The 13,147-nt window shown below is 31.0% G+C and carries 9 protein-coding genes; 8 read left to right on the top strand and 1 reads right to left on the bottom strand.

Annotated features, from left to right (window positions below; translation table 11 throughout):
• Window positions 1-131: 131 nt before the first annotated feature.
• From avs2 to CELAL_RS20175, 7 genes are all read left to right on the top strand, one after another.
• Entirely contained in the window at window positions 132-4,631 is a 4,500-nt protein-coding gene (avs2, locus tag CELAL_RS22480) for an AVAST type 2 anti-phage system protein Avs2 (RefSeq protein ID WP_013552761.1), read from the top strand.
• A gap of 598 nt (window positions 4,632-5,229) precedes the next feature.
• Entirely contained in the window at window positions 5,230-6,321 is a 1,092-nt protein-coding gene (locus CELAL_RS20200; protein WP_013552759.1) for a hypothetical protein, read from the top strand.
• 265 nt (window positions 6,322-6,586) lie between these two features.
• Window positions 6,587-7,819: a serine hydrolase domain-containing protein gene (locus CELAL_RS20195; RefSeq protein ID WP_013552758.1), complete on the top strand. Its 1,233-nt coding sequence runs from the start codon at window positions 6,587-6,589 to the stop codon at window positions 7,817-7,819.
• Window positions 7,820-7,988: 169 nt separating this feature from the next.
• On the top strand, window positions 7,989-8,267 hold the full coding sequence (locus CELAL_RS20190; RefSeq protein WP_013552757.1) for a hypothetical protein: 279 nt from the start codon (window positions 7,989-7,991) through the stop codon (window positions 8,265-8,267).
• Window positions 8,267-9,331 carry a multinuclear nonheme iron-dependent oxidase gene (locus CELAL_RS20185; protein ID WP_013552756.1) on the top strand — a complete coding sequence of 355 codons (1,065 nt, stop codon included), beginning with the start codon at window positions 8,267-8,269 and terminating at the stop codon, window positions 9,329-9,331. Before CELAL_RS20190 ends, CELAL_RS20185 begins: the two co-directional genes overlap by 1 nt.
• A 257-nt stretch (window positions 9,332-9,588) precedes the next feature.
• Window positions 9,589-10,389 carry a helix-turn-helix domain-containing protein gene (locus CELAL_RS20180; protein WP_013552755.1) on the top strand — a complete coding sequence of 267 codons (801 nt, stop codon included), beginning with the start codon at window positions 9,589-9,591 and terminating at the stop codon, window positions 10,387-10,389.
• A 70-nt stretch (window positions 10,390-10,459) separates the two neighbouring features.
• Window positions 10,460-10,891 carry a hypothetical protein gene (locus tag CELAL_RS20175; protein ID WP_013552754.1) on the top strand — a complete coding sequence of 144 codons (432 nt, stop codon included), beginning with the start codon at window positions 10,460-10,462 and terminating at the stop codon, window positions 10,889-10,891.
• Here CELAL_RS20175 and CELAL_RS20170 read toward each other — a convergent pair.
• Window positions 10,888-11,781, bottom strand: coding sequence for an IS1595-like element ISCal1 family transposase (locus CELAL_RS20170; RefSeq protein WP_013549103.1), 894 nt, complete (start codon window positions 11,779-11,781; stop codon window positions 10,888-10,890). The two genes, CELAL_RS20175 and CELAL_RS20170, sit on opposite strands and share 4 nt — an antisense overlap.
• A 197-nt stretch (window positions 11,782-11,978) precedes the next feature.
• On the opposite strand from CELAL_RS20170, the gene CELAL_RS20165 reads away from it, so the two are divergent.
• Window positions 11,979-13,088, top strand: coding sequence for a serine hydrolase domain-containing protein (locus tag CELAL_RS20165; protein ID WP_013552753.1), 1,110 nt, complete (start codon window positions 11,979-11,981; stop codon window positions 13,086-13,088).
• The last annotated feature ends 59 nt before the right edge of the window (window positions 13,089-13,147 follow it).

Genomic DNA, 13,147 nt, shown 5'->3' with positions numbered 1-13,147 from the left:
ATTACGTTGTGTTTCATACCAAAAAAACCAGCCACACAAACAGCATATTTGGTTTTTGCCAAAACGCAAAGCCAACGCAGAAAAACCAAAAGAGCTATTCTTAGCTAGGAAATGACAATACTTAATAATATATGGAGCCAGTATCAATTACAATAATAACATACGTATCTCTCAAATTTGTTGATCAATTTATAAAAGAACAAGGTTACGGAAGGCTTAAGAAATTTTTCTTTCCAACAAAAAAGTATCAAAATAGACTGGTGAAAATAATATATGAGACAGTTGATGAATTTGAAACCAAAAAACAAATAGAAACCGCTTCCAACAAGTTCCCTTTTTATCATTCCCAAATTTTGTTTGATGAATTAAACAAGTATATTCTATTCAATAATTCACAAACCGATTATAGTTCTGTCATTGAATTATTGAAAAACAACTCCAATATTTTGATCCCTAGCACTAGTGAATTGGACTTGTTTTATGGGATTTTCAAAGAAAAGATTAACAATGACAATAAACTAAAGGAGTTATTTATTGAAGAAAATTACAAGACCAAAATCTTTGATTTAGGTGAAAGTCTCAATAGCATAGAAAGAAAAATTGACACAATAAGTTCAATGGTTCAAACTCTGCACTCCGAAACGATATTTCAACCTGATCAACATTGGTTCCATGAGCAATGTGAATCATCAATTGATGATCTAGGAAAAAGGTATACTCCTGAGCTAAATGTAAAACTTGAGGTATCTGAAATATTCGAAGGTCTAGGAAGAACCGAAGAGTTCAAAAGGAAATCAACAAAGCTTTTTGATCAGCTTCTGATAAAAGGGAAAAAGGTATTAAAGAATCAACCTGAAGTAAAAGAAAGTCTTGAGAGTTTGGAAAATACCTTTGATGAATTACAGACGTTGTTTCATAAAATTGATTTCTTAGGAACTGCCTCAATTCCAGTAAATGAGTTTAATGACTTATTGAATGAAGCTCATAGCTCCGTACAACAAATCTATGATTACTACATAACAGAAGAACGCAAAGTACAAAAAGAAAAAAATGATTACCAATATTATCATAAACACGGTTCTGAGCTAAGAAACATTAGAGAATTTGAGCATGAGCTTACTTCCATTCAAAATTTTATTCATGGTTCTTCATTCAAGCTTGCAAATAACCCTTTTCTACTCCTTGATGGTGAAGCAGGTATAGGGAAATCACATTTAATTGGAGATTTAGTTTCAAGAAGAATTAAGAAAGAGCATGAAAGTGTTTTTCTTCTTGGCCAGCATTTCGTTACAGAAGAAGACCCTTGGACACAAATTTTCAAAAGACTTCAAATCAATTCTAAAGCTGAAGATTTTCTAAGAAAATTAAATCAAAGAGCTAAAGAGTCAGAAAAGAGAATAGTTCTTTTTATTGATGCGATCAATGAAGGCAAAGGGAACTACTTCTGGAATGAGTTTGTAAAAAGTTTCATTAATGAAATAAAAAAATATGAATGGCTCGGTCTAGTGTTAACTATTAGAACTTCCTATAAAAGTTTAATTTTTCCTGACGAAGAAAGGTCTAGCATAGACATTGTAGAACATCATCATTTTGGATTTAGGAATATTGAATATGAAGCAAGTAAGTTATTTTTTGATAATTATAAAATTGAACTGCCTAATGTACCATTGTTACATCCCGAATTTCAAAATCCACTATTCTTAAAACTATTTTGTGAAGGAATAAACAAAGCTGGATTAACCCGCATTCCTGATGGCCTTCAAGGGATCACCACAATTATTAACTTTTTTGTCAAAAACGTAAATATTGTATTATCAAAACCAAAACGAGTTGGATACTCAGATAGTTTAAACCTAGTACAAAAATCCATTTATGCTTTAATTAAATACAAAGTTGACAACCAACTTAGATATATATCATATGAACTAGCTTATCAAGTTGTTAATGAATCCATTTCAAGTTTTATTGATAAAAAAAGCTTTATAGATGACCTAATTACAGAAGGTGTACTATCAAAGAACCGATTTTGGAAAGAAGACAATGATTATGAAGAAGGAGTTTACCTAGCATATGAGAGATTTGAAGACCACCTAACTGTTCAATATTTACTTGAACAATATTCTGAATTAGAGAAAGAGTTCGCTGAAAATGGTAAACTCCACAGTTATGTAAAAGATGAAAATGCTATTTATAGACATAAAGGACTAATTGAAGCTTTTTCAATACAGGTTCCTGAGAAAAAAGGATATGAGTTTTATACTCTTATTCCAGATCTTAAAGATAAATATCCAATTGTCGAGTCTTTTGTTGAAAGTTTACTTTGGAGAAAGGTCGAAACCATTAACGAAGAGTCAAAAAATTATGTTAATGAACATGTGTTTTCCTATCAAGGCACACATGACTATTTCTGGGAAACTATTCTTGCAGTTACGGGAATTCCAAATCATTTTTTTAATGCTCACTCTCTACACAATCATTTAATAAAATCCTCTCTCGCTGAGCGAGATGCAAATTGGACACAATTCCTTAAATATATATATAGTGATGATTCATCTGTAAAACGACTTATAGATTGGGCTTGGAATCAGACGGACAAATCACACATTTCTGATGAATCGGTTTTGCTTTCAAGCATCACGCTGGCATGGTTCCATACTTCCACAAATAGAAAGCTCAGAGATTGCTCCACAAAAGCATTGGTCTCTTTACTACACAATAGAATTGATGTGTTATTAAAACTCTTGAAAATGTTCGAAGGAGTTAATGATCCATATGTTTCTGAACGGCTATTCGCTGTTGCTTACGGATGTACATTAAGAACTGACCAAAAGGAGAAAATAACAGAGCTAAGTGAATACATTTTTAAAACTATTTTTAGCGATCCAACAGGCGTAATCCCACACATATTATTAAGAGATTACGCCAGAGGAGCAATTGAATATGCGCATTACCTTGGTAACGAGCTTAGTTTTGAATTATCAAAGGTTAGGCCACCATATCAAAGCAATTGGCCGGAAGAAATTCCTTCTGATGAAGAATTAAAAGGAAAATATGACAATGAAAATTACAGACACTTATGGCGTTCTGTTATGGGGTTTGGTGATTTTTCAAGATATACAATAGGAACTAATAGTGGTTCTTCAGAGTGGTCGGGTTGTAAAAAAGGTGAAACACCAATTGATAGAGAACAGGTGTTTGAGGAGTTCAAAAATAAATTAGGCTCCGAACAACTGGAGTTATTGAATAGTCTTGATCCAATAATAACGAGAGAACCTGATGGCGATTTTGAGTTTGGAAATGAGATTAAGTTTGAAATTGCCATTGGTCGAAAGACAGAGGAAGAGTTAGACCAGAAAAGATATGATTTTAAAAAATCGTTAACACATGAATTTTTATCTCAATATGAACAAGAAATAGAACCATTTTTAGATCATAATTTTAGAATTATTAACACAGGGGAATATTTTGATTTAAGGGTTGCTCAAAGATTAATCCTTTCAAGAGTTATAGAACTTGGGTGGAATCCTGAGTTACACCTTTCCTTTGATAAGGGAGTAGGTACTGGAAGAGGAAGAGGTACTACTCCTAATGAAAGAATTGGGAAGAAATACCAATGGATAGCCTACTATGAATACATGGCACTGTTATCTGATAATTTCATAAAGCAAGAAGGATTGGGAGAGAAAAAAGAAGCCCCTTATCAAGGACCTTGGGATCCTTATGTTAGAGATATTGACCCAACATTGTTGATTAGTGAAACTGGAAGTTATAATGATGAACAGCCACAAGATTTCTGGTGGGTTAATAACAAATTATTTAATTGGGATTGCACCAACGAAAGCTGGGTAAATGATTCAAGTGTTTTGCCTAAGATGGAAGAAATCATCCAAATAAAAGATGATAAAGGTACAGAGTGGTTGGTTTTGGAAGGTTATCCATCTTGGTCAGAACCAAAAAAAATTGGAGAAGAAAAATGGGATCAACCACATAAAGAGCTTTGGTGTAATATTAGAAGTTATCTGGTTAAAGATCATGAATACGATTCATTTAAAGATTGGGCTACTCAACAAGAATTCATGGGCAGCTGGATGCCTGAAAGCGCAGATAGGTATGAAATGTTCAGTAGAGAATATTATTGGTCACCTGCTCAGGATTATTTCATGACTGAATATTATGGAGGCACTGAATGGACAGAAGTTTATGACAAGGAATCAGGGGAATATGTAGCAGAAGTCAATGTAACTGCACAAGGCTTTTTGTGGGAGGAAGAGTTTGATGAATCAAAAGAAGAAAGTATTAGCTTTTTAAAACCAAGTACTGTTATTTATAAGAGTATGGATTTAAAATATAGTCAAATAGAAGGTGAATTTATTGACAGCTCCAAGGAAGTACAGTGTTTTGCGACAAATGTCTATCATAATTCAAAATCTTACTTGCTTGTTCGAAAGCATTCTTTTTTGAAGTTTCTAAATGAAAATAATTTAAAAGTTGTTTGGACAGTATTGGGAGAAAAGCAAATAATAGGAGGACGATCTTTTGGAACTGACTATCCAGGAAGATTAGAAATCAATGGGGCATACTATTTTGACAAAGAAGAATTAAAAGGAGTTATTAATACTAAGAATACCTGATTCTAAAAGCCATGCACATTTGCAATTCGCTACAGCCAACACATAAACCAAAAATTACAAAAGAGTATTGCTTTGCCAACGCTATACACAGAACCGAAAAAAAAAGTACGAAAACAAAACAAAGAACTGAGGTAAAAAATAAGCAAATTCTGCCTAAACCTGAGACACTATTATTCTAAGCTCATAGATTTAAAAAAAACAGATTCTTTGAGCTTTTTTATTCGATTTATCCTCTATTTAATTAGGCAATATAGAAACGTAAGTTTCATCATATAGTTTGTCAGGTTTTGTGTTGGCAAATGAATGTTTGATAAGAACTGTGGCAAAAAAACAACCCATTATGGCCTTAACGGTGTAACTATTTTTTATTTGTACTTTTTTTCCTAAGGTTTTAAATAGCATTATTTTCTATATTAGTGCTGTGATATTCCACAATAAATTTTGGTTTTGTAAACCATATGCTTTATTTAGGTGCTAAGAATAGCTACGCTTATAAGCAATAGAAAAATTGAATAACTGAATACATACGGTTATCCGCTTGTTGCCTGCAGTATGTGAAATTATAAATAGAACAAAAAAATAATAAAACTCAAATAGTATGAGTATTAAAAATCAATTAAGAATAAAATCAATATTAATTTTATTCAGTTTAGTAACTCTTTTCTATTCTTGTAAAAACAAGAAAAATCACTCAACAAATATTGCTGTTCAAGAAAAAATAGACTCCAAAAAGAACTCTATTCCTCCTGAAACAATTAAAAAATCTAATTCAGAAAAGACAACAGTAATTGAAAAGTTTTATGTTAATGCGAAAAATGGTTTAATTTTTAGAGATATTCCGAGAGGAAAAATACTTGGAAAATTTGACTATGGAAAACAAATAGAAATAGTAGAGCGTACAAGTCAAAAAATGACAATAACTGATAATGGAGAAGAAGTGTCCGGAGAGTGGGTTGGTGTTTTTACAGAAATGAATGAGAAAATTGTTTATGTTTTTGATGGATTTCTATTATCTTATTATGGAGGAATTATACCTGCGAGTACTGTAAAGTTATCAACATTTCCTAATTTGATATTAGATGAAAAAGAAGTTTTGTTATTCCCAAATAAAACAAAAAAGATAACTACATATGACAATAAATTTAAACCAAAAGGTACTTTGTCGATTGATGGAATTAGCTACGCATCACAATTAGAAATTTCAGAACTCGAACATGCCTCAAAACCAAATGCAGATTATTGTGATTATGCCAAATTTGTAAAAGTTGTATACAAAAATCGAGAGTATATTGTTTTTGGAGATAATGTACTTAACATTGAAAATGTTGAAGAATTAAACTATCAAAACAAACGAATAAAATTAATTAAAGCAGTAGATTATTCTTTGGGTTCTGCAGATGAAGATGGATTAACTTTTTGTGCTGACGATTTTTCTTACTTGTTAATTCAAGAGAACAATACAATATCAACAATTGGGCGTGACAATGATAACATAATGATATATGCACATAACGATGGGATTTTTGAAATGGAAGGTAAATACATTATTTTAAATGATAGTATAAAAACAGAGGTAAGTCAAAGTTTTCAAGAGGGTACTGGGAAATATGATTTATCAATTTTCTATAATGATGGTTGGGATTATAAAATTTCTAATATTAAAAGTTTTTATCAAGGAGAGGAAGAATAAGTAATTATAATAAAGAATACTGACAGGCAACAATGGCTATAAGGAATTCGGGTTTTCTGCTAAACGAAAGATTAGTGCAATTAATAAAGTCCGCCAATACTTTAATTTGGTATTTAAAGTGAAAAAAATAAAAGAAAAATAGGAACATTATGCTTGTGTTTCATTTGAAAATTATCCCTTATTTTTAGCATTAATTCTTATATACGAGCTCAACCGTTGTCAGCAAGTTTCAAAACAACATCAAATTAAATAAAAAGCACCTGGAATGAAAAATCTATTTTTATTACTTATTATTTCAATAACATTATTTTCGTGTAAAGAAAAAATAGAACCAAAAGAAACATCAAAAAAAAATTATAAGGCAATAAACGATACATTGACTAAAAACTTGCAACTAGCATTTGATAAAGAGGCTATTATTGGTTTTTCAGTATCCGTAGTGGATGATAATGGGTTGGTTTATGATAAAGGATTTGGATTTACCGATATTGATCAAAAGAATCCTTACACATCAAATACAATTCAAAACATAGGTTCAATATCCAAAACATTAATTGGAATATCTTTATTAAAAGCTCAAGAACTGGGAAAATTAGATTTGAATGACCCAATAAATAATTATTTGCCTTTCAAAATTGTTAATCCAAATTATCCTGATAAGCCTATTTTAATTAAACATTTAGCGTATCACACGTCTTCAATTATAGATCTTGACGAGATTTATGGAAAATCATATGTTCTAAAAAAATCTGAACATGAAGAAAATGAAGGTGTATTTGATTACTTTAATAAACCTGAAACAAAGATTTCATTATTAGAATATATTGAAAATAGCCTAACTGTAAACGGTAAATGGTACACTAAGGACATATTTTCAAATACAAAACCGGGAGAGAAAAGGGAATATTCAAATATAGCTGCCGCGCTTTGTGCACAGATAATAGCATCTGCAACGGGTCAAGATTATCAATCTTTTACAAAAGTCAATATACTAAAGCCATTAAAAATGTCATCTTCTGGTTGGTCGTCAAAGGATATTGACACCATAAGGCGTTCTAAGCTGTTTGCAAATAAAGAAATGATGATAGCCGATTACTCCTTAATTACTTATGCGGATGGTGGCTTTATTACTTCAAGCAAAGATTTGGGATTATTCCTGTCTGAGTTAATTAAAGGCTACAACGGTAAGGGAGCTTTGTTAACTAAACAGAGCTATGATAAGTTATTTGAAAAACAAAAAGTTTCCGAGAAAGAAACTGACGGAGAATTCGGTATATTCATGGAGTTTAGAGATGAATTTTTGGGTGTAGAGGAGAAAATAATTGGTCATAATGGTTCTGACCCTGGAGTGATGACAGCAATGTATTTTAGTCCTAAAACGGAAACTGGAAAAATATTAATTATTAATACAGATACGGATTTTAGTGATGATGTTTGGCCAGAAATAGAAGAAATTTGGGAATCTTTATCAGTTTATGAAAACACAATAAATAAATAAATATAAGTTAGCAGCATATCATGTATTGCAAATAGGACGTTTAGTATTTAATCAAAAGGTCTACGTATATTTATAAAGTGGCAAAAACTTTTAATCGGGCTACTTACATTGTCATAATCGTTGGCATTAATTTTGATATACAATAGCTTATAAATACTAAACATAGCCTATGAAACTTTCGAATATATTATTAGCCAGTATGATTTCTTCAGGGATTGGTGTATCTGCACAAGTAAACAATGTTGTCAAAGACAGCCTTGTACCAACTAAAAATAGTACTGAAATCTCATTGTCAAAACCAGTTAAAGATTCGACTAAACTAAGAGAGCAGAGACGAAAAAATGATTCCATCAAGATTTATGAACAGAAAGTAAGAAGAGATTCTATAGTAGCATTACGAGTTGAACCTTCTTTTGATTTTGTTTGTCTAGGATGCGGAAGAGGATAATGGGCAATAAAAAACCTAAACTGGGTATTGCTATAGCACCTAGCCAAAAATTTTTAGAAGCTGCTTTACCGCTTTTTGCCGAAGAGAAAATTGAAATTATAGAATGGTCTTTCGACACTTTAAAAGACGAAGCGGATGAGCCTGCATGGCTATCACTTTTACTTAAAGAGTATGGAGAGAAAAATAGGCTTCTTGGACATGGAGTGTTTTACGCTCTCTTGGATGCTAATTGGAGTTCTAGACAAGAAAATTGGCTTAAAAAAGTGAGGCAGGAAACGTTGTCTCACAAGTATTGTCAAATTTCTGAACATTTTGGACTTATGAGTAGTGCTAATGCTCATAGCGGGTTTCCGCTACCTATTCCGTTATCTAATCCTGTACTTCAAATAGGCATAGATAGATTAAAACGGCTTCAAGCTACTGCTCAGGTAGATGTTGGAATAGAAAATCTGGCTTTAACGGCTAATGTAGCTGATATTTTGGAACAGGGGGAGTTTCTTTTTAAATTGGTAAATCCAGTTAATGGATTTGTTATTCTTGATCTTCATAATATCTATTGTCAATCAGAGAATTTTAATATTGATATGATGACTATAATCAAGTCTTACCCTTTATCATTGGTTAAAGAGCTTCATATTTCGGGGGGTAGTTGGGACACAGACCCTACATTATCTAGAAAAATACGCAGAGACACTCACGATGGTAGAATTCCGGAAGTAATATTGGAAATATTGCCAGAGGTATTAAAAATATGCCCATTCTTAGCGTTTATAATTTTTGAAAAGATCGAAGATTCTTTCTTAACAGAAAAGGATGGTATAGACTTTAGAGCTGATTTTCAAAAAATACGAGAAATTATTGATGCTACATCGTTTAGTGTTACACCTAAAGAAAAGAAGCAAGTTGCTATAATTTTAGGCCCACCCGTTATAGATGTAGAACTTTTACAAGCACAAGTAGCACTACGTGAAAGCATCGCGTTAGATACCTATCAGACAAATTCTGAATGGGATAAAGATATGTGGAAGGTAGCAACAAAGCTTTATGAAAAATGGAATAATTAATAGCGAATACTATAAATAGAAAATAAGGTGCTATATCCCTTTTTTAAAAGGCTTTAATTGGTATATCTTAAATACATTTAATTGAGGCAAAAAAACAAACTATTGCTCCTTTAATGCGATCACAATTTTTTATCTTCTATTCCCCAAGGTTTTAAATAATACTATGTTTTATATTCGTGCTATTAAAATGCTCCACAAATTTTAATGTGGTGTAACATACGTTTTTTGTTATGTTAACAGCAAGCTGAAGAAAAAGAATGAACAAACTAAAAACAGGAGAATTCTACGGAACACATTATCAAAAATCAGCTTTTGAAAATCTAATAATTACCGATACGGAATATACACATAGTAAGGTTGATTGGCATTATCACGAAAATCCATATTTCACTTATTTACTTCAAGGTAAATTATTTGAATCTAATAAAAAGGAATCATACTATTTAGAGCCAGGAAATCTACTGTTTCATAATTGGCAAGACTCACATTACAATATAAAACCTCCTGAATTTACCAGAGGTTTTCACATTGAGCTGAATGAGAATTGGTTTTCAAATTTTGATATTCAAACAACAGATTTTGAAGGAAGTATCAATTTACAGAATCCAATTATAAAGAACCTGATGAATCAGGTGTTTATTGAGACTAAAATTAATGACCAGTATTCAAATTTAAGTATTGAGAGTAATTTGATTGATATATTTAATACTATAAAAGAATCAAAAAAAGGGAATCAAAAAAAACCAATTTGGGTAAGTCAACTAAAAGAATTATTGATTGAGGAAAAAATAGACTATTCTTTAAAAAGTTTAAGTTCAAAATTAAACATCCATCCAATCCATTTGTCTAGAGAATTCAATCGGTATTTCGGAACAAGTCTTGGTAATTACATCCGATTGATTAAATTAAATAAAGCGTTTCATTTACTTCTCTCTAAAAAGTTTTCTATGACTGAAATTTGTTATCAGTGTGGTTTCTATGACCAAAGCCACTTTATTTCAAACTTTAAGAAAACATATAATTCAACGCCAACAAAATTTTTAAAGAATATTTACTAATGTTAATTATATACAATTTTAGTAAATAGAATAATATCACCTTTGCAATTCATCTAAAATCAATCACAAAATGAGAATCAAAGACTTGATACTATTACTTGCCATTCTTTATTCATATTCTGCCTATACGCAGAATATGGTAGAATATACAAGTGGTTGGGAAGGAAAAATAGAAAATTCAAAGACATTCAACCTAAAAATAGAAATAGAAAATTTAGGACTTGAAAAAGCTAGATTTAAAATTTTTAACAGAACAAATATTATTGATTATCCTTTTAATATAAAAAGTGCTTCTTTAATAGAAATACCTTTTTCTGAAAATTATTCTTTTAAAGGTATTTTGTCCAAAAGCGGTAAAGAAATTAACGGATTTATCAAGTCTGGAATACTTCTTTATCACTTAAAACTTATAAAATCTGACAATAATACTTTTGTAGGTATTTGGAATATATTAATGGTAGATGAGTTAAAATCGTTAAATTTTTTAGAGGTCAGTAGTTAATTACTTATTAATTCAGCTTGATTGATTTTATCATTATTGACCATTTTAACAATAAGATTATTGAATATTGTAGCTTTACTTTGAGATCTGTTTATTCTAAAACAAAATTCATTGAAATATCTATTTAAATTATTGTCACTAACCCAAGAATAAGTTGTTCTTATCCAAGATTTAACCTGATGTATCATTGTATGAAGCGCTTTAAAATTTAACCCTCCATTACTTTCTATTTGTGTGATGTCGTAAGCCTTTGCAATAGGACTATAGCCTCTCCATTTATCTGTAGTAATCTTTGCGTTTCGGCTGATATGGTTGACAAAAATATATTGTAAGGATTGTGCTGAAAAATCATCTATTTTCATAGCATACATTCTTTTTACCTTTCCATCTTCTGTAAGCTGAACAGCTGTAACCGCCTTCTTTTTCTTAGCATTGTAGCTTCTGCCAACTTTTGTTTCTTCTCTGCCCCCTAAAACAAATTCATCTACATGAACAACTCCGTCCATAGGATTATTCCCACTCGAAGACATAGCTTCTCTGACCTTAAGCATAAAAAGTCTAGCTGTTTTTTCTGTTACTCCGTAACGTACTCCCATATAACTTGCAGATAAGCTTTTCGTGCTTGTAGCCATCTCAAAACAAATAAAAAATGCTTTGCGAACACCAAACTTTACCTTGTGAAATAAAGTATCTGCTGTTGCGGATTCTGTATGTCTACAAATATTACATTGCCTAGAGAAATCAGCACGTGTTTGACAGGCTATATGATTGCATCTAGAACATTTAAAAGGGGTTTTAGACTTAATATTTGTTAAATATTCTTTGCAATCATTGTCCGTTTTGAAGCAATCAGAGAACTCTAGAAGATTTTGACCCTTGAAAATATCCATAATTTAATATATTTACTGAGTATCAAGATACGAAGTTAGCTACTGACCTCTAAAATTTTTATTTAAGTGTTGAAAATGGAGCAGGAAATGAATATGAAGCTTATCCAATTTTTGGAGATAACCGATTTACAGGAACTTGGTGTGACAATTTTAAAAAAGAAAATGACTCGATTTCGTTTACCGATTTTAAAACAGGCTTGCAGTTTAAAGGAAAGTTAGCCACAAATGAAATACTATTAGATATCTATTTAGGAAACAATTTACTTACACAGATAGGTTTAACCAAATCTACAACAGATTGGGAAATTGGTGGTTTTAAAAATGACAATAAAACTTCTATTCTACAACTTACCGAAATGGAAAAACTTATTTCAAAGGATTCATTACCTAATACACATTCCGTTTTAATTTCAAAAAAAGGAAAAATTATATATGAAAATTACTTTGATGGCTACAATGCAAACATCCCACACGATATGCGTTCAGCATCTAAAAGTATTTCATCTTCAATAGTTGGAATTGCAAAAGACAAATCATTATTTAAAAATGTTGAGCAATCTATTTTTGATTTTTTACCTAAAAAATATCAAATACATAAAGATAGTCTAAAAACTAAAATTGATATTCAGAGTCTATTAACAATGAGCTCTGGTATAGATGCTATTGATTATGGTATAAATGCAAATCCAAAATCTTCTGCAACAGAGCAAAATTATCAAAGAACACCAGATTGGATTGAAGCAATTCTAAAAGCGCCAATGATACATAAACCAAACACTAAAGCAAATTATGGCTCAGCAAACCCAGCTTTACTTGGCGTTGCTATGGATTCAGTCGTTTCTGAACCTTTAGAATTGTTTATTGATAAGTTTTTATTTCAAAAACTAGGAATTTCAAATTACATTATTCAATCCGACTTAAAAGATAAACCATATTTTGGTGGAGGAATGTATCTTACCCCTAAAGATATGTTGAAATTCGGCGAACTTTATCTTAATAAAGGAAAGAGAAAATCAAAACGTGTGATATCTAAAAAATGGGTTGAAAACACCTTTAAAAACTATCGTAATTTAGAGAATGTAGTTGATAAAAACGGTTATGGTTATTTATGGTGGCATAACATTTATCAAGTTAACGAAAAGAACATAAAATCTATTGAAGCAAGAGGAGCTGGTGGACAGTATATTTTTGTTATTCCTTATTTAAAAGTAGTTGTTGTTATTACATCAGGAAATTATAGAAATGGAAAAACACAACAACCAGAAGCAATTTTAAAAAAATACATTTTACCTTACCTTGAAAATTGAAAAAATCCAGTTGCCAAAAGTGTATAAAAAACATAGGGCGTTTGTGGTTTAATCGAAAA

Origin of the sequence: Cellulophaga algicola DSM 14237 (assembly GCF_000186265.1) — a bacterium.
In the GTDB taxonomy this organism is placed as follows: domain Bacteria; phylum Bacteroidota; class Bacteroidia; order Flavobacteriales; family Flavobacteriaceae; genus Cellulophaga; species Cellulophaga algicola.
Note: the sequence above shows the minus strand (reverse complement) of the source record. Positions and strands in the feature narration are given on the sequence as shown.

What these genes read in the sequence shown, in the direction of transcription:
- avs2 (WP_013552761.1), top strand. Translation starts at nt 132, where the DNA reads ATGGAGCCAGTATCAATTACAATAATAACATACGTATCTCTCAAATTT.
- CELAL_RS20195 (WP_013552758.1), top strand. Translation starts at nt 6,587, where the DNA reads ATGAAAAATCTATTTTTATTACTTATTATTTCAATAACATTATTTTCG.
- CELAL_RS20170 (WP_013549103.1), bottom strand. Translation starts at nt 11,781, where the DNA reads ATGGATATTTTCAAGGGTCAAAATCTTCTAGAGTTCTCTGATTGCTTC.
- CELAL_RS20175 (WP_013552754.1), top strand. Translation starts at nt 10,460, where the DNA reads ATGAGAATCAAAGACTTGATACTATTACTTGCCATTCTTTATTCATAT.
- CELAL_RS20180 (WP_013552755.1), top strand. Translation starts at nt 9,589, where the DNA reads ATGAACAAACTAAAAACAGGAGAATTCTACGGAACACATTATCAAAAA.
- CELAL_RS20200 (WP_013552759.1), top strand. Translation starts at nt 5,230, where the DNA reads ATGAGTATTAAAAATCAATTAAGAATAAAATCAATATTAATTTTATTC.
- CELAL_RS20185 (WP_013552756.1), top strand. Translation starts at nt 8,267, where the DNA reads ATGGGCAATAAAAAACCTAAACTGGGTATTGCTATAGCACCTAGCCAA.
- CELAL_RS20190 (WP_013552757.1), top strand. Translation starts at nt 7,989, where the DNA reads ATGAAACTTTCGAATATATTATTAGCCAGTATGATTTCTTCAGGGATT.